15 protein-coding genes are annotated in these 19,061 nt (G+C 64.0%); all 15 read right to left on the minus strand.

What is annotated here, in order from left to right; genetic code table 11:
- Positions 1–49 precede the first annotated feature (49 nt).
- Positions 50–1,576, minus strand: a complete 1,527-nt coding sequence (locus E5E96_RS16275; protein ID WP_171282607.1) for an HD domain-containing phosphohydrolase — start codon at positions 1,574–1,576, stop codon at positions 50–52.
- Between the two features lie 15 nt (positions 1,577–1,591).
- Complete coding sequence (locus E5E96_RS16280) at positions 1,592–3,025, minus strand: HD domain-containing phosphohydrolase (protein WP_171282608.1); 1,434 nt, start codon at positions 3,023–3,025, stop codon at positions 1,592–1,594.
- Positions 3,022–4,152 (minus strand): FIST signal transduction protein, encoded by a 1,131-nt coding sequence (locus tag E5E96_RS16285; protein WP_171282609.1) that lies wholly within the window; start codon positions 4,150–4,152, stop codon positions 3,022–3,024. Before E5E96_RS16285 ends, E5E96_RS16280 begins: the two co-directional genes overlap by 4 nt.
- 189 nt (positions 4,153–4,341) lie before the next feature.
- Entirely contained in the window at positions 4,342–5,805 is a 1,464-nt protein-coding gene (gene nuoN / locus E5E96_RS16290; protein WP_017410206.1) for an NADH-quinone oxidoreductase subunit NuoN, read from the minus strand.
- A gap of 61 nt (positions 5,806–5,866) precedes the next feature.
- A complete protein-coding gene (gene nuoM, locus E5E96_RS16295; protein WP_016350413.1) occupies positions 5,867–7,387 on the minus strand; it encodes an NADH-quinone oxidoreductase subunit M in 1,521 nt (506 codons plus the stop codon).
- A gap of 78 nt (positions 7,388–7,465) precedes the next feature.
- On the minus strand, positions 7,466–9,313 hold the full coding sequence (nuoL, locus tag E5E96_RS16300) for an NADH-quinone oxidoreductase subunit L (RefSeq protein ID WP_146061879.1): 1,848 nt from the start codon (positions 9,311–9,313) through the stop codon (positions 7,466–7,468).
- Positions 9,310–9,618: an NADH-quinone oxidoreductase subunit NuoK gene (gene nuoK / locus E5E96_RS16305; protein WP_005299823.1), complete on the minus strand. Its 309-nt coding sequence runs from the start codon at positions 9,616–9,618 to the stop codon at positions 9,310–9,312. The genes nuoL and nuoK overlap by 4 nt, the downstream gene beginning before the upstream one ends.
- Complete coding sequence (gene nuoJ, locus E5E96_RS16310) at positions 9,615–10,166, minus strand: NADH-quinone oxidoreductase subunit J (protein ID WP_042064347.1); 552 nt, start codon at positions 10,164–10,166, stop codon at positions 9,615–9,617. The genes nuoK and nuoJ overlap by 4 nt, the downstream gene beginning before the upstream one ends.
- A 10-nt stretch (positions 10,167–10,176) precedes the next feature.
- A complete protein-coding gene (gene nuoI / locus E5E96_RS16315) occupies positions 10,177–10,719 on the minus strand; it encodes an NADH-quinone oxidoreductase subunit NuoI (protein ID WP_011705660.1) in 543 nt (180 codons plus the stop codon).
- 128 nt (positions 10,720–10,847) lie between these two features.
- The gene (nuoH, locus tag E5E96_RS16320) at positions 10,848–11,816 is read right to left on the minus strand and encodes an NADH-quinone oxidoreductase subunit NuoH (RefSeq protein ID WP_011705661.1); all 969 of its coding nucleotides are present in this window, start codon (positions 11,814–11,816) and stop codon (positions 10,848–10,850) included.
- Positions 11,813–14,542 (minus strand): NADH-quinone oxidoreductase subunit NuoG, encoded by a 2,730-nt coding sequence (gene nuoG / locus E5E96_RS16325; protein ID WP_171282610.1) that lies wholly within the window; start codon positions 14,540–14,542, stop codon positions 11,813–11,815. Before nuoG ends, nuoH begins: the two co-directional genes overlap by 4 nt.
- Before the next feature lie 68 nt (positions 14,543–14,610).
- The gene (gene nuoF, locus E5E96_RS16330; protein ID WP_042064349.1) at positions 14,611–15,978 is read right to left on the minus strand and encodes an NADH-quinone oxidoreductase subunit NuoF; all 1,368 of its coding nucleotides are present in this window, start codon (positions 15,976–15,978) and stop codon (positions 14,611–14,613) included.
- Positions 15,975–16,517 (minus strand): NADH-quinone oxidoreductase subunit NuoE, encoded by a 543-nt coding sequence (gene nuoE, locus E5E96_RS16335; RefSeq protein WP_029303307.1) that lies wholly within the window; start codon positions 16,515–16,517, stop codon positions 15,975–15,977. The genes nuoF and nuoE overlap by 4 nt, the downstream gene beginning before the upstream one ends.
- 61 nt (positions 16,518–16,578) lie before the next feature.
- Positions 16,579–18,384 (minus strand): NADH-quinone oxidoreductase subunit C/D, encoded by a 1,806-nt coding sequence (gene nuoC, locus E5E96_RS16340; protein ID WP_041218270.1) that lies wholly within the window; start codon positions 18,382–18,384, stop codon positions 16,579–16,581.
- 2 nt (positions 18,385–18,386) lie between these two features.
- Entirely contained in the window at positions 18,387–19,061 is a 675-nt protein-coding gene (locus E5E96_RS16345; protein ID WP_005299840.1) for an NADH-quinone oxidoreductase subunit B family protein, read from the minus strand.

The following is a 19,061-nucleotide window of genomic DNA, read 5'->3' on the forward strand; positions in this document are numbered from 1 at the left end:
AAACAAAAAACCGGCCCCTGTGGCCGGTTTTTTTATGGCTCCTTGCCCGCTAGAACTGGCCGTGGCCCAGCTCATGGGGGGTGAAATCCCCGCGATCGAGGATGCGCAGGCAGGCATCTACCACCGCTGCATCCAGCTTGCTGCCGCGCAGTTCGATGATGTGGGCCCTGGCCTGGGGAATGCCGAGGGCGGCGCGGTAGGGACGATCGGAAGACATGGACTCCACGATGTCGGCCACCGTGAGGATGCGGGCCTCCAGCAGGATCTGCTCGCCCTTGAGCCCCGCCGGGTAGCCGGAGCCGTCGATGAACTCGTGGTGCTGGTGGATCATCTGGGCGACGGGCCAGGGCAGGGCGATGTCCTTGAGCACCTGATAGCCGGCGCCCGGGTGCTCCTTGACCAGGTTGAACTCCTGCGGGGTCAGCCGGCCCGGTTTGGTGAGGATGTCGAGTGGCACCTGGATCTTGCCGATGTCGTGCACCATGGCCCCCAGATAGAGCCCCCGCAGCCGCTTGTCGTCCAGCTTCAGCTCGCGGCCGATGGCCAGCGCCAGGGTGGCGACATGCTTCTGGTGGCCGGCGGTGTAGGGATCGCGCTGCTCCAGCACGGCGGCAATGGCACCGAGGGCATCTTCCAGCGCCAGCTCCAGCTGGCGGGCGTGCAGCACCTTGTCGCGCTGGGCGGTGAGATAGGCCTGCTGGGTTGCGCGGGCCTGCAGGCCGTAGGCAAGGTAGTCCGCCAGCTGGCTGAAGAGGTGCACCTCTTCGTCGGTGAACGGGCGGGCCTGTTCACTGTGAATGAGCAAGCCGCCATGCCCGCCGGCATGCCACTGCAGCGGCAGCAGCAGACGGGCGCGCAGGGTGGCCGAGTGGTGCACCAGCGCGCTGGCCAGGGCTTCGTTGCACGGCGCCCCGGTGCCGATGGCCTGATGCAGGGCGGGATCTCGGGTCAGCCAGTCGTCGCTGGCAAACCAGACCGCGTTGCCCGCCTGCGCCAGCACCTGCAGGGTGTGCTGGTCACTGTTTTCCTGCAGCACGGTGACGAGGGGGAAGCGGCCGTCGAAGGTGATGGCATCGCAGATCTCCTGCAGCAGGGTCTGCTCATCATCCTGCTTGAGCATGGCGTGGTGGGCGCGGCCGATGGCCTCCAGGGTCCAGGTGTACTGCTGCAACCGCTCCTGTTGCTGTTTCTTCTCGGTGATGTCGTCGAAGAAGACGCCGACCCCGACCACCTGGCCCAGCTCGTCGTGCAGAGGAAACTTGGTGGTGCTGAGCCAGCGGGCCTCGCCCCCCTTCAGATAGGGCTCTTCATGGCGCTGGGTGGTGCCGCTGGCCATGACCTTCAGATCGTCATCCCGGTAGCGCTTGGCCAGTTCGGCCGGGAAGAAGTCGGCATCGCACTTGCCGACCAGATCGGCCGGGGTGAGGGCGAGATCGTCTGCCAGCAGCCGGTTGCAGGCGATGAAGACGGAGCGGGTGTCTTTGAGCAGCACCCGATAGGGCAGCTGATCCATCATCTGGCCAAGCAGGGCGGCCGTGGGCAGCGGGGGAAAGGGCGGTGCGGGTCTTGAACTCATTTCATCCTGCCTCGGTCAAAGGGGGGCAAAGCGATAACCCGCCTGCCACACGGCGAAGCAGGCGCTGACCACCTGCTCGTCGTAATGGACGCCGGCATAGCGGGTCAGTTCGGCAAAGGCATCGGTAAGGGACATGGCTCGCCGGAACGGGCGGTGGGCGGTCATTGCAGCCAAGGAGTCGGCCACCCGGATGATGCGCGCTTCCAGCGAGATGGCATCCCCCTGCAGCCCCTGCGGATAGCCGCTGCCGTCCAGATTCTCATGGTGCTGCTGCACGATGGCGGTGATGGGCCAGGGGAAGTCTATCTGCTGCAGGATTTCACAGCCCGCCTGCGGGTGCTGCTTGATGAGCTCGAACTCCACCTCCCTCAGTGCACGGGGGCGGGTGAGGATCTCAGCCGGGATCTGCAACAGGCCGATGTTGTGCACCATGGCGGCGAGGCCCAGCCCATCGAGACGTTCTTGGGAAAGTTGCAGATGCTGGCCGATGGCCAGCGCGAGATCGTGCACGCGCCGCTCGTGGCCCGCGGTGCCGGGATCCTTGTGGGCGATGGCGGAGGAGAGCGCCGCTATGGTCTGGAACAGCAGGGTGCGTTGCTGCTGCTCGCTCTCCTTGATGTGGGTAATGTCGACCAGGGCACCGATGATGCCGGCCACCTCACCCTGATGGTCGTAGAAGAGATCCTTGAAGTTGAGCACCTGATAGCGGTGGCCGCTGCGATCGAACAGGGTGTGCTCGAAATACTGCGGCTGCCTGCTGCGCAGCACCTCCAGATCGCGCTGGGTGTATTCGTCGGCCATCTCGGGGGGGAGGATCTCGTCCACCCGCTTGCCCTGCAGCTCGGCCTTGCTGATGCCGGTGATCTGGGTGAAGGTCGGATTGCAGCTGATGAAGCGCCCCTCGACATCCTTGTAGAACACCGGGATGGGGATCGCCTTGAGCAGGGATTCGTTGAAGCGCTGCATGTCGACCAGCTCCGCCTGCTGGCGCAGGGCCAGCTGCTCGCTGTCCCGGCACAGCTGGATGGCGCGGGCCAGGTTGCCGAGGATGGGGCTGAACAGGTGGCAGAGCTGCTCCCCCTGCTGCTCCGCATTGGGGGAAAGCAGCAGCATCAGATAGCCCCCCTCGATCCGCAGCCGATAGGCAAACGGGTAGGGGCGCGAACCTGGCAGCGGCAGCGCTGCCCGCAGGATGCACTGCTCGCCGTCGCTGAGCCAGTGGGGCAGTGGGAGCGGCTCTCCCTGATGGCGAAGCAGCTGCTCGTCGCCGATCGCCTTGATTATCTTGTACTCCCCCTGCGGCAACTGCTGCAGCACCAGCCCGACCGGGCAGGCGCAGTGAAACAGAAAACGCTGCAGCACCTTGGTCAGCAGGGCATCCAGCGTGACCTCGCGGCCGATGCAGAGGGCGAGATCGCAGACGATGGCCATGGCGTGGTCGTTGTTCATCGTGCTCCCTCCCCGTTGCAGAGAATGGCGCCGTTGTGAAACAGCGGATAGTCCCCCGGCCGCAGGCTGCCGATCTCGCCAAGGGAGAGGGCGCCAACCAGCTCGTGGGCGCCGCTGTGGCTGAAGAGGGTCTCCAGCTCTAGGGTGCTCTGTTCGCCGAAGTGCTGCTGGCGGCCGGCACAGTAGTAGATCTCGAGGCGCTCCGGCGCCCCGTGCCGGCTCAGTTTTTCGGCCAGCTCGATGGCGTGGGCGGTCGGGCTGTGCGGCGCCTTGAGCAGGGTGAGGATGCTGTGATCCGGCACTTCCCCGACGCAGAGCAGCGCCCCCTCGTCGGTGACGGCGACCGGGATGCGCACGATGACGTCGCCGTTGGCTCGCAGCAGCCCAAGCGGCAGGTGGACGCCGTACTGGTAGAACTGCTCCGGAGTCAGGCGCTGCTGGAACTGTTGCTGGACCAGGGACTGGTAGCGGCTGAAGGCGGGCTGCCAGTCGATGAAGGAGATCTTGTTGCCCTCGCTGCTGGTGGCCAGCATGGGCTGGGCGGTGAGCTGATAGCCGTGCTCGAGCAGAGGGTAGCTGCGATGGGGCAGCAGGGTGCAGCAGACCGCCTGTTCCAGCAGTCTGTGGTTGTCGAACAGGCAGGGCATGGGGCGAAACTGGCCACTGCCGGCATTGACGCCGGCATAGTGGACCCTGTCCGCGAGATGCAGATAGATCCCCTCGAGGAGGGAGGCGATATTGGGGATCATGGCATCGAAGGTCAGAAAGAGGGTCGGTATGCCTTCGGCTGGTGGCCACTGGGCAAGCTGGGGGGCGAGCGCGTCGCAGAGCCGACGGGCCTGCTCATCGGCGCTGGCGACGGGATCGAGCGGGATGAGCTGCGGGGCGTGGGAGGCCGGGCGCGGCAGCAGCCAAGCACCGCGCTCATGAAAGCCGTGACGGCTGAGGAGGCGTGGAAAGAGGGCGCCGCTGAGTTGGATCTCGAGGTTCCGGCACTGCTGCTGTAGGTCGGCTACGTGCGCTGCATCCTGCTCGGCCAGCAAGACGTCGAGCCGCTGGCCGCGATAGGGGCGCAGTGCCTCGGCCAGTAGCTGCGCATCGAATGAATGAAACGCGGGCTGCATCATCGCTCGGAACTCCTTTCCTGCCAATCATCAATATATCAGCAAGGGGGGCGCGGTGGATACCCGGTCGTGTCCGGCAAGCGGCCATAAGCCGTTATAAAGGCAGATAAATTTGAAACAGCTGAACAGACATCCTGCGCTGTGGAGATAAAAAAACCGACCACTTGGGCCGGTTTTTTTGGTGGCGTGAAATCAGTGCAGCACCACGTTCTGGAAGCCCTGCACCAGGCTGATGACCGGCTGGGGATAGAGACCCAGTGCCACCACCAGCGCGGCGGAGAGCAGTACCACCAGACCACCGGAGGTGATGGCCCAGTCCCCCTTGGCGTCGCGCAGCTGCATGCCGGGCTCGCGCAGGTAGAGGGTGACCATGACCCGCAGGTAGTAGTAGAGACCCAGCGCACTGCCGAGCACGATGGCGCCGGAGAGCCACCACAGCTTCGCATCAACGGTCACCCCGATCAGGTAGAACTTGCCGATGAAGCCGAGCGTCATGGGGATACCGGCCAGCGAGAGCATCATCACGGTCAGCACGGCGGTCAGGTAGGGACGACGCCAGAACAGGCCGCGGTAGCTGTGCAGGGAGTCCGCATCCTTGCCGCGATAGGGGCTGGACATCATGCTGATGACGCCGAAGGCCCCCAGGCTGGTGAACAGATACATCAGCAGATAGACGCCGGCCGCTTCCACCGGCATCTGGCCGAGACGGCTCGCCACGATCACCGCCAGCAGGTAGCCGAAGTGGGAGATGGAGGAGTAACCCATCATCCGCTTGATGTTGGTCTGCAGCAGAGCCAGCAGGTTGCCGATGACGATGGAAACCACCGCCATGGCGGCCAGCAGCCAGTGGATCATGGGATCCGCGGCGGCGGGCACCGCCAGGTAGAAGCGCAGCAGCACGCAGAACACCGCGATCTTGCTGACGGTGGCGAGGAAGGTGGCCACCGGGGCCGGCGCCCCTTCGTACACGTCCGGGGTCCAGAGGTGGAACGGTGCTAGGGAGAGCTTGAAGGCAAAGCCGACCAGCATCAGACCCAGACCGCCCATCAGCAACGGGTGGTGAGCCGGGGTGGTGGCCAGGGTCAGCCCCAGATCGCTGAAGCTCAGGCTGCCGGCCTGGGCATAGAGCAGCGCCATGCCGAACAGCAGGAAGGCGGTGGCGGCGGCGGAGAGCACCATGTACTTGATGCTGGCCTCCAGCGAGTGGCGCTCGCGATAGGCGTAGCCCACCAGACCGAACATAGGCAGGGTCAGCATCTCGATCCCGATGAACAGGGAGGCGAGGTGACGTGAGCCGGCCAGCACCAGGCCACCGGCGGTGGCGATCAGCAGCAGCAGGTAGAACTCTTCCCGGTTGTCCGGATAACCCTTGAGCCAGGAGCGGCCGAAGGTACAGGTTGCCAGGGCACCGATGAGCACCAGGCCCATGTAGAAGACGGCGTAGCCATCGATCTGCAGCAGCGGGGTGACCCCTTGATCTCCTTGTGCCATCACGATGGGTAGGGAGAAGAGCGCCAGGTTGAGACCGGCGATGGTGACCACGAAGGCGGTGTCATCGCACCGTTTCCAGGCGATGGCCAGCATCAGGGCCACCATGGCCCCGGTTGTCAGCAACAGGGGCAGCAGGGCCAGCAGTTGCGAAGCGGTGAAGGTCATTGCAGTGCTCCTGTAATGGACAAGGAAGGCAACAGGGCCAGCGGTTTAACAGCGGTCACTCTCATTGCAATGCTCCTGCGAAGGGCAGGGCGTACCAGTGCAGCACGCTCAGCAGGCTGTTGCCCGCGGTGTCGAGCACAGGCTGGGGATAGACACCGAGCAACACCAGCAGGCCGGCAATGGTCATCATCATCACCAGTTCGCGGCTGTCGAGCCCCTTGAGGACGCTCTCGTCCTTGGGGGTACCGAAGCAGGCGCGCTGCAGCATGATGAGGGAGTAGACCGAAGCCAGCACCAGGCCGAAGGTGGCGATGATGGTGAGCACGGGGGCAACCTGGAAGCTGCCGATGAGGATCAGGAACTCGCCGACGAAGTTGCCGGTGCCTGGCATCCCCAGAGAGGCGACCGAGAAGAACAGCATCACGCCGGGCAGGTAGCGCAGACGACCCCACAGCCCACCCATCAGACGCAGGTCCCGGGTGTGCAGCCGCTCGTAGAGCTGACCGCACAGGATGAAGAGGCCGGCGGCGGAGAGGCCGTGGGCGATCATCTGTACCACGGCGCCCTGCAGGGCCAGTTCGCTGCCGGAGTAGATGGCGATCATCACGAAGCCCATGTGGGAGATGCTGGTGTAGGCCACCAGCCGTTTGATGTCGGTCTGGGCAAACGCCACGATGGCGCCGTAGACGATGCCGATGAGACCCAGCACCATGGCGTAGGGGGCAAATTCGGCGGACGCCTCGGGGAACAGCGGCAGGGCGAAGCGCAGCAGGCCGTAGGCGGCGGTCTTCAGCAGGATCCCCGCCAAGTCCACGGAACCCGCGGTCGGTGCCTGGCTGTGGGCATCCGGCAGCCAGCCGTGCAGCGGTACTAGCGGCATCTTGACCGCGAAGGCGATGAAGAAGCCCAGCATCAGCAGCCACTGCACGCCCTTGCTCATCGGGGTGTTCAGCAAGTCCTGATAGTCAAAGGTGAACACGCCGGTGGCGGCATGGTGAGTCAGCACCAGGCCCAGGATGGCGACCAGCATGATGAGGCCGCTGACCTGGGTGTAGATGAAGAACTTGGTGGCGGCGTTGATCCGGGATTTGCCGTCGGTGACCGAGTGGCCCCACAGCGCAATCAGGAAGTACATCGGTACCAGCATCATCTCCCAGAAGAAGAAGAAGAGGAACAGGTCCAGCGCCATGAAGACGCCGAGCACGCCACCCAGGATCCACAACAGGTTGAGGTGGAAGAAGCCGATGCGCTGCACGATTTCCTTCCAGGAACAGAGGATGGCCAGCACGCCGATGAAGCAGGTGAGGATCACCATCAACAGCGACAAGCCATCCACCGCCAGGTGCAATGAGATGCCGAAGCGGGGGATCCAGGGCAATTGCAGTTCGGCGGCCCAGACGGGCACGCCGCCCTGGGCTGCCAGGGTGAAGTCACCGCTCCACCAGATGGCGCAGGAGAGCAGCAGGCAGGCGCTCATCGACAGCAGGGCGACCCAGCGTACGAAGTACTCGCCGAATCGCTCGGTCTGCCAACAGAGCAGACCGCCGATGAAAGGTATTAACAAGATCCAGAGTAAGGTCACGATATCAGCTCTCGTCTATGTTCTAGTCACTGTGCAGGCCCGTGGGCTTGCTGCGAGTTCAGGGGCTGCATCACGGGATCAGCCGAGCAGCAGCAGGGCCAGGATCAGGGCGGCGCCCATCCCCATGGAGGCTGCATACCAGCGCAACTTGCCGGAAACGGTCCAGGCCAACAGCTGGTGGCCACTCTGTGCCAGCCAGGCCGGCAGGTTCATCATCCAGTCCAGCGGATCCTTGCCGAGCAGTCGGGTCGCCAGCAGATACGGCTTGACCCACAGCTGATCGTAAAGCCAGTCAAAGCCCCAGGCATTGAACCAGAGAGTGCTGAGCAACTTGCCCGGCGCGCTGTTGGCCACGCTGCTGGCCAGGCGGCGCTCGCCCAGGAACAGGAAGGCAGCCAGGGCAATGCCGGCGATGGCGATGATGGCGGAGGTGATCTCCAGCCCATGGCGCCCCTCTTCGATATGGTCCCCCGGACCTGCCGGCAGCACCCCCGCCAGCGGCGGCACGATCAAGGCGCCGATACCGGTGGAGAGCACCAGCAGGACCAGCAGCGGCAGCTGGTGGGCCAGACCGTGACCGGCGTGAGCCTGGGTCTGCTCCTTGCCGTGGAAGGCGATGAAGATCAGGCGGAAGGTGTAGAGGGAGGTGAGGAAGGCACCACCCAGACCGGCCCACAGCAGGGCGCTCTGGCCACTGGCCTGCACCTGCCACAGGATGGCGTCTTTACTGTAGAAACCGGCGGTCACCAGCGGCAGCGCGGCCAGGGCCGAGCCCCCGACCAGGAAGCAGGCATAGACCAGCGGCAGGCTCTTGCGCAGGCCCCCCATCTTGAAGATGTTCTGCTCGTGGTGGGTCGCGACGATCACGGCACCGGCGGAGAGGAACAGCAGCGCCTTGAAGAAGGCATGGGTCATCAGGTGGAAGATGGCCCCTTCCCAGGCGCCAACACCGAGGGCCAGGAACATGTAGCCGATCTGGCTCATGGTGGAGTAAGCCAGGATCCGCTTGATGTCGGTTTGCACCAGGGCGGCAAAGCCTGCCAGCACTAGCGTGATGGCACCGACCAGCGCCACCAGATGCAGGATCTCGGGGGCCAGCAGGAACAGACCGTGGGTACGGGCGATGAGATAGACACCGGCAGTCACCATGGTGGCCGCGTGGATCAGCGCCGAGACCGGGGTCGGGCCCGCCATCGCATCCGCCAGCCAGGTTTGCAGCGGCAGCTGGGCCGATTTGCCGACGGCGCCGCCAAGCAGCATCAGACAGGCAAACGACAGGGCAGGGGAACCCTCGGCAAACATCAGCGGTGCGCGGACCAGCAACTCGTGAATGTTGAGGGTACCCAGCTCCCGGTAGAGGACGAACAGACCGATAGCGAGGAACACGTCGCCGACCCGGGTCACCACGAACGCCTTGAGAGCGGCGGCGCCGTTGGCCGGATTGCGGTAGTAGAAGCCGATCAGCAGGTAGCTGCACAGCCCCACCCCTTCCCAGCCGAGGTAGACGAACAGCAGGTCATCGGCCAGCACCAGAAACACCATGCTGGCGATGAACAGGTTGGTGTAGGTGAAGAAGCGTGAATAGCCCTCTTCCCCGCGCATGTACCAGGAGGCGAACAGGTGGATGAAGAAACCCACCCCGGTGACCACGCCGAGCATGGTCAGCGACAGACCGTCCAGCGCCAGGCGGAAGGTGGGGGTGAAGTTACCCACCGTTATCCACTGCCACAGGGTCTGGGTATAGACGCCGCCAGTTGGCATGGTGTTGAGGAAATCGATGCCGACCCACAGGGTAGTGAGGGCCGACAGCCCTATGCTGCCGACGCCGATGAGCGCAGCAGTGCGCTCGCCGAAACGACCGATGGAGAAGGCCAGCACCAGCCATCCCAGCAGCGGAAACAGAAAAGTCAGGTATAGGAGGCTCATCCGCGCATCTCGCTCACAGTGTCCACGTTGAGGGTGTGGTAACGACGATAGAGCAGCAGTAACAGGGCGAGGCCGATACTGGCCTCCGCTGCCGCCAGAGAAATCACCAGTATGTACATGATCTGGCCATCAGCCTGGGCCCAGCGGCTGCCAGCCACCACGAATGCCAGTGCCGACGCGTTCATCATGATCTCGATACTCATGAGGATAAACAGCAAGTTGCGACGTATCAGCAGGCCGCACAGGCCGATACAGAACAGCACGGCAGCCAGCAGCAGGCCGTGTTCCATCGGGATTCCGTTCATGATTGACCTCCTTCTTGAGACGGATGTGCCGAGGCTTTTGGCACGGAGAGCACTTCCCCGCTCTTGTCTTCACGGCCCAGGTGATAGGCGGTGACCAGACCCGCCAGCAGCAGGATGGAGGCAAGCTCCACCGCCAGCACGTAAGGACCGAACAGGGCGATGCCGACCGCTTTGGCACTGACGTCGGTCAGACCAAGTTCACCGCCGGTGACCCCGAGAATGCCGTAGGCCAGAAAACCCAGCAGAATGAGCGAAAGCAGGCCGGGGCCCACCCAGGTGGTGGGGGTGAGCCAGTTCTTTTCCTGATCCTGGGCCGAGCCCAGGTTCAGCATCATCACCACGAACACGAACAGCACCATGATGGCGCCCGCATAGACGATCACTTGCAGGGCACCCGCGAAGGAGGCGCCCAGGCAGAAGAAGATCATGGCCACGGCGATGAGGGAGATAATGAGATTGAGCAGCGCGTGCATCGGATTGCTGGTGCTGATCACCCGCAGCGTGCTGTAAATGGCGACCAGGGCCGCGGCATAGAATGCCAGTTCCATGATTGACTCCTCAGGGCAGCAGGCTCTTGACATCGATGGGCTTGGCTTCGTTTTCGGCATCCCCTTTCGGCTTGCCGTCGATGGCCATCCCGCTCATGCGGTAGAAGTTGTAATCCGGATACTTGCCGGGGCCGCTTATCAGCAGATCTTCCTTCTCGTACACCAGATCCTGGCGGCGGTACTCGCCCATCTCGAAATCCGGCGTCAGCTGGATGGCGGTGGTGGGGCAGGCCTCTTCGCACAGGCCGCAGAAGATGCAGCGAGAGAAGTTGATGCGAAAGAACTCAGGGTACCAGCGACCATCTTCCCGCTCGGATTTCTGCAGCGAGATGCAGCCGACCGGGCAGGCCACCGCACACAGGTTGCAGGCCACGCAGCGCTCGTCGCCGTCCGGATCGCGAGTCAGCACGATGCGGCCGCGATAGCGGGGTGCCGCATAGACTGCTTGTTCCGGATAGTTGAGGGTCTCGCGGGGGCTCCAGGCATGGGAGAACACCATCCCCAGGCTGCGCAATTGGGTGCCGACACCCTTGATGATGTTAATAATTTTCATAGTCGTGCCTCACTGCACATTCATCAGCACCACAGCCCGTACCGGCTGCATCCCGAGCGGGATGCAGGGCGGCGGGCAAGCAGACGTTCCAGCCAAACGGCATCACAATTTTTCTGTCCATTGCGGCCTCACTGCGCATTCATCAGCACCACGGCACCGGTGACCAGCATGTTGAGCAGGGTCAGCGGCAGGCAGACTTTCCAGCCAAACGACATCACCTGGTCAAAGCGCGGGCGGGGCAGGGAGGCCCGCAGCAGGATGAAGAACACCATGAAACAGGCGGTCTTCAGGGCAAACCAGATGAAGGGCGGCAGCCAGGGGCCGTGCCAGCCACCGAAGAACAGGGTCACGATGAGCGAAGAGATCAGCACGATGCCGATGTACTCGCCCACGAAGAACAGACCCCATTTCATGCCCGCATACTCGATGTGATAGCCGTCGGCGAGCTCCTGCTCGGCTTCCGGCTGGTCAAACGGATGGCGGTGGGTGACGGCGACGCCGGCAAACAGGAAGGTGATGAAGCCCAGGATCTGGGGGATCACGTTCCACAGTCCTGCCTGGGCTTCTACGATATCCCGCAGGTTGAAGCTGCCGGTCTGGATGACGATGCCCATCAAGGAGAGGCCGAGAAACACCTCGTAGGAGAGGGTCTGAGCCGAGGCGCGCAGGCTGCCGAGCAATGAGTACTTGTTGTTGCTCGACCAGCCGGCGAACAGCACGGCGTAGACCGCCAGCCCCGCGATGGCCAGGATGTAGAGCAGCCCCACGTTGAGGTCCGCCACGCCCCAGGTGGGGGTGATGGGCACCACTGCAAACGCCAGAATGAAGGCGGTAAAGGCGATGATGGGGGCCAGCACGAAGATCCGGCGATCGGCGAACGGCGGGATCCAGTCCTCTTTGAAGAACATCTTGATCATGTCGGCCGCCAGCTGCAGCAGGCCGAAGGGGCCTACCCGGTTGGGGCCGTAACGATCCTGCCACAGCGCCAGCAGACGGCGCTCGATGAAGCTCATGAAGGCGCCGGCCCCCACGATCCCCACCAGCACGATCAATGCCTTGCCGATTTCCAGCAACAGATCGATCAGAGAGTCACTCATGCGATGGCCTCCTGCAGGTTAGCGAGATATTGCTGGTGCAGGGCGGTCGGCAGACCGTTGACACCAAGCGGCAGGCCCACCAGACCCGCGGTCAGATGCTCGCTCAGACGCAGGGTCAGCCGCCAGTGGTGGCCACCCCAGGAGAAGGCGACCTGGCTGCCGGCACTGAGGGCGAGACGGTTGGCGTCGGCCGGGTTCAGCACCAGCACGGGCTCGCTCATGCGGGCCTGGATGACCGGGCTTCTGGCAGACAGCTCTTCGCCGCCAAACAGCTGGTCATAGCTCACCACCTGCAGCGCCTCTTTGGCACTGAACGGGGCGGGGACGGTGTCGAACCAGCCGAGGCTGTCCTCACCCGCTTCCAGCAGACGGCGACCGGGATCGCCGGCGCGCAGGTTGCCACCCACTTCATCCTGGAACTTGTTCCAGGCGGATGGGGAGTTCCAGCCCGGCGCCCAGGCGAACGGCACCTGTTGCAGCGGCTGGCGGGCACCGGCGTAGCCTTCCATGGAGAAGTTGAAGGGCGAGTCGGGATCCTGGGCGACTCTGGGCTCGCTCACGTTCCGATCCGCCAGCATGGAGGTACGGCCGCTGTAGCGGTGCGGCTCGCGGGCTAGCTTCATGCCACGGATGCGCAGACCCGCGTTGGGTGCGGCTTCGCGCATGCTGGTCAACAGCGGGGAGCTGGCGGCGCAGGCACTGCTCACCTCGTCGAAGGTGTTCCAGCGCAGCGGTTTGCGATCCAGCACGCCTTGCAGGGCGGCCAGCCAGCGCCAGCTCTCGCGCACCTGGATGTCGGCATCGTAGAAGGCGGGGGCATACACCTGGAAGAAGCGCTGGGCGCGGCCTTCCATGTTGATCAGGGTACCGTCGGCCTCGGCGAAGCTGGCGGCAGGCAGCACCAGGTTCGCCTTCTGGGCGGTGCCGGTGTCCTGATGGTCGACCACCAGCAGGTGCTGCAGACGGTCGATGGCGGCATCGACGCGGCTGCGCGGTGCGCGGCGGTAGAGATCGTTCTCGAGCATCACCAGTGCGAGCTTCTCTTCGCTTTCGATACGCTCGAGGGCGGCTTCCAGCGGGGCAGCATTGCCGGCCAGCATGGCCAGCCCTAGGCTGTTGGTTTCCTGAGCGACCAGAGCGAGCTCCACGGCCTGGCCACGGCCCTTGAGGGCGCGGGCGATGTTGCTGGCCGCCTCGAGCAGCGCCTGGCTGCGGGCACCGGTGCCGGCGATGATGAGCGGCTTCTTGGCGTTGCCGAGCAGCGCGGCCCAGTTGGCGGCCAGGGCCTGCTGCTCGGGGGCGAGATCGGTCAGGGCAGGGGCGCTGCCATCGAGCAGATGGGCGATGGCGAAGCCCAGGCGCGCCTGATCCGCGTGGGGGGCGTGCAGGGTGCCGCTCGCCACGTCGTCCAGTCGGGTGCTGTCCAGGCTGGTGATCAGCAGCGGGTAGCGCTCGTTCTGGGCCAGGGTCTGCACCGCGGCGACCTGCCACAGATCCACCTTCAGCTTGCGGGCGATTTCGCGGCCCTTGCCCTTGACTGCCTGACGCAGGGCCAGGGCGATGCGGGCGGCGGTCTGGGTGACATCCTCGCCGAGCACCAGCACGGCGTCGGCCTCTTCCATGTCACGCAGGCTGGGGGTGCGTACGCCGCAGTGCTGCAGGATCTGCAGCATCTTCTGCAGGCATTCCCATTCGCTTTGCTCTACGCCGCTGTAGAAGTTGGCGGCACCCACCAGTTCGCGCAGGGCGTAGTTGCTCTCCAGCGAGGCGCGGGGTGAGCCGATGCCGATGACGCCGGCGGCGGTGCGCAGGGCATCGGCGGCCCGGTTGAGGGCACCGTCCACCGTGATGGCCAGCTTGTCACTGCCATCCTGCAGCAGGGGCTGGCGCGGGCGGTCGGTCAGATTGACGTGACCGTAGCCGAAGCGGCCGCGGTCGCACAGGAAGTAGTGGTTCAGGGCACCGTGATAACGGTTTTCGATGCGGCGCAGCTCGCCATAACGCTCACCCGGGCTGATGTTGCAGCCGACCGAGCACCCTTGGCAGATGCTGGGGGCGAACTGCATGTCCCACTTGCGGTTGTAGCGCTCGGAGTGGGTCTTGTCGGTGAATACGCCGGTGGGGCAGACCTCCACCAGGTTGCCGGAGAACTCGCTCTCCAGGGTGCCGTCCTCGACCCGGCCGAAATAGACGTTGTCGTGGGCGCCGTAGACCCCGAGATCCTCGCCGCCGGCGTAGTCCTTGTAGTAACGGACGCAGCGATAGCAGGCGATGCAGCGGTTCATCTCGTGGTTGATGAAGGGACCCAGATCCTGATTCTGGTGGGTGCGTTTGGTGAAACGGTAGCGACGGCTGTTGTGGCCGGTCATCACCGTCATGTCCTGCAGGTGGCAGGAGCCACCCTCCTCGCACACCGGGCAGTCGTGGGGGTGGTTGGTCATCTGCCACTCCACCACCGTCTTGCGGAACTCCTTCGCCTCTTCGTCCTCGATGGAGATATAGGTGCCATCGGTGGAGGGGGTCATGCAGGACATGACCAGGCGGCCGCGCTTGTCGTCGGCATTCTGATACTGTTTCACCGCACACTGGCGGCAGGCGCCGACGCTACCGAGCGCCGGGTGCCAGCAAAAATAGGGGACGTCCAGACCAAGGGACAGACAGGCTTGCAGCAGGTTATCTGCCCCGTCTACCTCGTACTCTTTACCGTCTACATGAATGGTGGCCATACAACTTCCCTGACTTCAATGAGATAAATTCTTTGGCTCGCGCCGGTTCAGCGGGCCCGCTGCGCGCCTTACCAGCGCTCGCCCAGCAGGTTGGGCTGGATACCCTTGAGCTGCTTGCGATTATCCTGCGGCGCCTTGACGCCGGCCTCGAATTCGGACCGGAAATACTTCATCGCACTGCCCAGCGGCTCGATTGCGCCAGGGGCATGGGCGCAGAAGGTCTTGCCTGGGCCGAGGAAGCTGACCAGCTGCTCCAGGGTGGCGAGATCCCCTGGCTGACCTTCACCTCGCTCCAGCGCGCGCAGCAGCTTGACGCTCCAGGGCAGGCCGTCGCGGCAGGGAGTGCACCAGCCGCAGGACTCGCGGGCGAAGAACTCTTCCATATTGCGCAGCAGGGAGACCATGTTGATGCTGTCATCCACCGCCATGGCAAGGCCCGTGCCCATCCGGGTGCCGACCTTGCCGATGCCGCCAGCGTACATCTGGGCATCCAGGTGCTCGGGCAGCAGGAAGCCGGTACCGGCTCCGCCCGGTTGCCAGGCTTTCAGGCGATAGCCGGGCTTCATGCCGCCGGCATAGTTCTCGAACAGCTCGCGGGCGGTGATGCCAAACGGTAGCTCCCACAAGCCGGGGTTGTTGACCTTGCCGGAGAAGCCCATCAGCTTGGTGCCGTGATCTTCCGAACCCGGCAGCGCCAGCCCCTGATACCAGGCCACACCGTTGCCGATGATGGCGGGCACGTTGCACAGGGTCTCGACGTTGTTGACGCAGGTGGGCTTGCCCCAGACGCCGGAAACGGCGGGGAAGGGGGGCTTGGCGCGCGGGTTGGCGCGGCGACCCTCCAGGGAGTTGATGAGCGCCGTCTCTTCGCCGCAGATGTAACGACCCGCGCCGGTGTGGACGAACAGCTCGAAGTCAAAGCCCGAGCCCAGAATGTTCTTGCCGAGCAGACCGGCAGCCTTGGCCTCCTCCACCGCGCGGCGCAGGTTGGTGGCGGCATCGACGTACTCGCCGCGCAAGAAGATGTAGCCACGGTAGGCCTTGAGGGCCTTGGCAGAGATGATCATCCCCTCGATCAGCAGGTGGGGCAGCTGCTCCATCAACAGCCGATCCTTGTAGGTGTTCGGCTCCATCTCGTCGGCGTTGCAGAGCAGGTAACGGATGTTCATGCTCTCGTCTTTGGGCATCAGGCCCCACTTCACGCCGGTGGAGAAACCGGCGCCGCCGCGACCCTTGAGGCCGGCATCCTTGACGGTGCCGACGATCTCGTCCGGGCTCATCTGGCCCAGTGCCTTGCGGGCCGCATCGTAACCCTGCTTGCTCTGGTATTCATCCAGCCAGACCGGCTGGCCGTCGTCGCGCAGCCGCCAGGTGAGGGGATGGGTCTCGGCCGCACGGGCGATGCGATTGGCGGTACCAAGGGATGCCAGACTCATGGGTAAGCCTCCAGGGTCTTGAGCAGGCTGACGGCGTCGAGCCCACCGTAGGTGTCATCGTCGATCATCAGCGCCGGCCCCTTGTCGCAGTTGCCTAGGCAGCAGACCGGCAGCAGGGTGAAGCGGCCGTCGGCGGAGGTCTGGCCGGGTGCCAGGTCCATCACCTCTTTCAGGCCGGCCAGCAGTTGTTCGTGGCCGTTGATGTAGCACACCATGCTGTCGCAGACGCGGATGATGTGGCGACCGACCGGCTGGCGGAAGATCTGGCTGTAGAAAGTGGCGACCCCCTCCACGTCGCTGGCGGGGATACCGAGCTCGGCGGCGATGGCGTGGATGGCACCGTCAGGTACCCAGCCGCGGGCCTGCTGCACTATCTTGAGCGCTTCAATGCTGGCAGCACGGGGATCTTCGTAGTGGTGTTTCTCATGCTCGATGGCATCGCGTTCTGCCTGGCTCAGGACGAAATCGTTCCCCTTGCCCTGGCATGAACTCTGTCCCTGCGGGGACTGATTGTGTTGGCACTGACATTGCTGGCTCATGGCTTAACCTTTTGTGGCTTGTCCTTTTTGTCGTGTAACGGGTCTTGGTAACAGCCGTTACTCAACGGTCCACATCCGACATTACGAAATCGATACTGCCCAGATAGACGATGAGGTCCGACACCATCTGGCCACGGATCACCGAGGGGATCTGTTGCAGGTGAGCAAAGCTCGGGGTGCGGATCCGGGTCCGGTAGCTCATGGTGGAGCCATCGCTGGTCAGGTAATAACTGTTGATCCCCTTGGTCGCCTCGATCATCTGGAAGGACTCGGCGGCCGGCATGACCGGGCCCCACGACACTTGCAGGAAGTGGGTGATCAGGGTCTCGATGTCCTGCAGGGTGCGCTCTTTGGGCGGCGGCGTGGTGAGCGGGTGATCCGCCTTGAACGGCCCTTCCGGCATGTTCTTCATGCACTGCTCGATGATGCGCATGCTCTGACGCACCTCCTCGATGCGCACCAGGGCGCGATCGTAGGCATCGCCGTTGGCGCCGACCGGCACCTCGAATTCGAACTGATCGTAGCCGGAGTAGGGGCGCCACTTGCGCACGTCGAAGTTGAGGCCGGTGGCGCGCAGACCACCGCCCGTAGTGCCCCAGGCCAGCGCCTGTTCGGTGTTGTAGGCGGCGACGCCGATGGTGCGGCCACGCAGTATGCTGTTGCGCATGGCGGCCTTCTCATAGTCCATCAGCCGCTTGGGCAGCCAGCTCAGCAGGTTGTCTTGCACCAGTCGCTGCCAGCCGACGGGCAGATCATGGGCCACGCCGCCGATGCGGAACCAGGCCGGATGCATGCGGGCGCCGGTGATGGCCTCGATGATGGTGTAAATCCGCTGCCGGTCGGTGAAGGTGAAGAAGACCGGGGTCATGGCACCCACGTCCTGAATATAGGTACCGATGAACAGCAGGTGACTCTGGATGCGGAACAGCTCAGCCAGCATCACCCGGATCATGTCGACCCGCTGTGGCACCTTGATGCCCGCCAGCTTCTCGACCGCCAGCACGTAAGGCAGGTTGTTCATGACGCCGCCCAGGTACTCGACCCGGTCGGTGTAGGGGATGTAGCTGTGCCAGGACTGGCGCTCGCCCATCTTCTCGGCACCGCGGTGGTGATAGCCGATGTCGGGCACGCAGTCGCGGATCTCTTCGCCATCGAGCTGCAGCACCAGGCGGAAGGCGCCGTGCGCGGAGGGGTGGTTGGGGCCGAGGTTCAAGAACATGTAGTCCTCGTTCTCGTTGCCGCGGCTCATGCCCCACTCTTCCGGTTTGAACAGCAGGTTGTCCTGCTCCTGATCCTGTTTGACCGCATCGAGCATGAAGGGATCGAATTCGGTGGCGCGCGCCGGATAATCCTTGCGCAGCGGGTGACCCTGCCAGCTCTTGGGCATCATGATGCGGGTCAAGTGGGGGTGACCATCGAAATTGATGCCCATCAGATCCCACACTTCCCGTTCATACCAGTTGGCGTTGGGGAAGTGGCGGCTGACGGTGGGCAGCGTCAGGTCACCCTCCTTGAGCGGCACCTTCAACATCAGGTCGGCGTTGCGATCGATGGAAATGAGGTGATAGAAGACGGTGAAGTCGCTGTCGGGCAGGTCGTGGCGATGGCTGCGCATCCGCTCGTCGGTGGCGCTGAGATCGAACAGCATCACGAACGGGGAGGGGAGCTTGCGCAGGAAGCCCATGACATCCAGCAGCAGCTCGCGGGAGAGCCAGACCACCGGCACGCCGGTGCGGGTATTCTGGATGGTGAAACGTTCGGCACCGAAATGGGCGAACAGTTCGCCGATCACCTGAGCGTCTTTGTGATCACTCGGTTGCCATTGGGCCATGGCGTAGTTGCTGGGAAATTCTCGAGTCAGTTTCATGGTCAGATCTCATCCGGCGTGCGCAGGTTGGTGACGTTGATCCGCTCGCCACGCTTGCGGTCCTTCTCGGCAGGCATTTGGGGGCGATAGATACCCTGATCGCCAACCACCCAGGAGAGCGGACGGCGCTCTTTGCCGATGGAGTCCTGCAGCAGCATCAGCGCCTGCAGGAATGCCTCGGGACGGGGTGGACAACCCGGAATATAAACGTCGACCGGCAGGAACTTGTCGACGCCCTGAACGACCGAGTAGATGTCGTACATGCCGCCGGAGTTGGCGCAGGCACCCATGGAGATGACCCACTTGGGTTCGAGCAGCTGTTCATACAGACGCTGGATGACGGGGGCCATCTTGATGAAGGGGGTGCCGGCGATCACCATGAAATCGGCCTGGCGCGGTGAGGCACGAATGACTTCGGCACCGAAGCGGGCCACATCATGGGGGGAGGTGAAGGCGGTACACATCTCTACGTAGCAGCAGGAGATGCCGAAGTTGTAAGGCCAGAGGGAGTTCTTGCGGCCCCAGTTGACAGTGTCTTGCAGCACCTCTTCGAGGCGCCCGATCATGATGCCGCGGGAGGCCTCTTGAGCCAGGGGATCCTCGACGGTCTGGCGCTGTTCCTGGGGGTAGCGCTCAACGGGCGCATCTGGGTCGATCCGGGTCAGGGTGTACTTCAT

The sequence above is a fragment of the Aeromonas sp. 1805 genome (assembly GCF_013085525.1).
Taxonomy (GTDB): Bacteria; Pseudomonadota; Gammaproteobacteria; order Enterobacterales; family Aeromonadaceae; genus Aeromonas; species Aeromonas hydrophila.

Coding starts and splice junctions, on each gene's coding strand:
- nuoE (WP_029303307.1), bottom strand. CDS start 16,517: ATGAGCCAGCAATGTCAGTGCCAACACAATCAGTCCCCGCAGGGACAG.
- E5E96_RS16275 (WP_171282607.1), bottom strand. CDS start 1,576: ATGAGTTCAAGACCCGCACCGCCCTTTCCCCCGCTGCCCACGGCCGCC.
- nuoI (WP_011705660.1), bottom strand. CDS start 10,719: ATGAAAATTATTAACATCATCAAGGGTGTCGGCACCCAATTGCGCAGC.
- nuoN (WP_017410206.1), bottom strand. CDS start 5,805: ATGACCTTCACCGCTTCGCAACTGCTGGCCCTGCTGCCCCTGTTGCTG.
- E5E96_RS16280 (WP_171282608.1), bottom strand. CDS start 3,025: ATGAACAACGACCACGCCATGGCCATCGTCTGCGATCTCGCCCTCTGC.
- E5E96_RS16345 (WP_005299840.1), bottom strand. CDS start 19,061: ATGAAGTACACCCTGACCCGGATCGACCCAGATGCGCCCGTTGAGCGC.
- nuoJ (WP_042064347.1), bottom strand. CDS start 10,166: ATGGAACTGGCATTCTATGCCGCGGCCCTGGTCGCCATTTACAGCACG.
- nuoH (WP_011705661.1), bottom strand. CDS start 11,816: ATGAGTGACTCTCTGATCGATCTGTTGCTGGAAATCGGCAAGGCATTG.
- nuoL (WP_146061879.1), bottom strand. CDS start 9,313: ATGAGCCTCCTATACCTGACTTTTCTGTTTCCGCTGCTGGGATGGCTG.
- E5E96_RS16285 (WP_171282609.1), bottom strand. CDS start 4,152: ATGATGCAGCCCGCGTTTCATTCATTCGATGCGCAGCTACTGGCCGAG.
- nuoC (WP_041218270.1), bottom strand. CDS start 18,384: ATGAAACTGACTCGAGAATTTCCCAGCAACTACGCCATGGCCCAATGG.
- nuoK (WP_005299823.1), bottom strand. CDS start 9,618: ATGAACGGAATCCCGATGGAACACGGCCTGCTGCTGGCTGCCGTGCTG.
- nuoG (WP_171282610.1), bottom strand. CDS start 14,542: ATGGCCACCATTCATGTAGACGGTAAAGAGTACGAGGTAGACGGGGCA.
- nuoF (WP_042064349.1), bottom strand. CDS start 15,978: ATGAGTCTGGCATCCCTTGGTACCGCCAATCGCATCGCCCGTGCGGCC.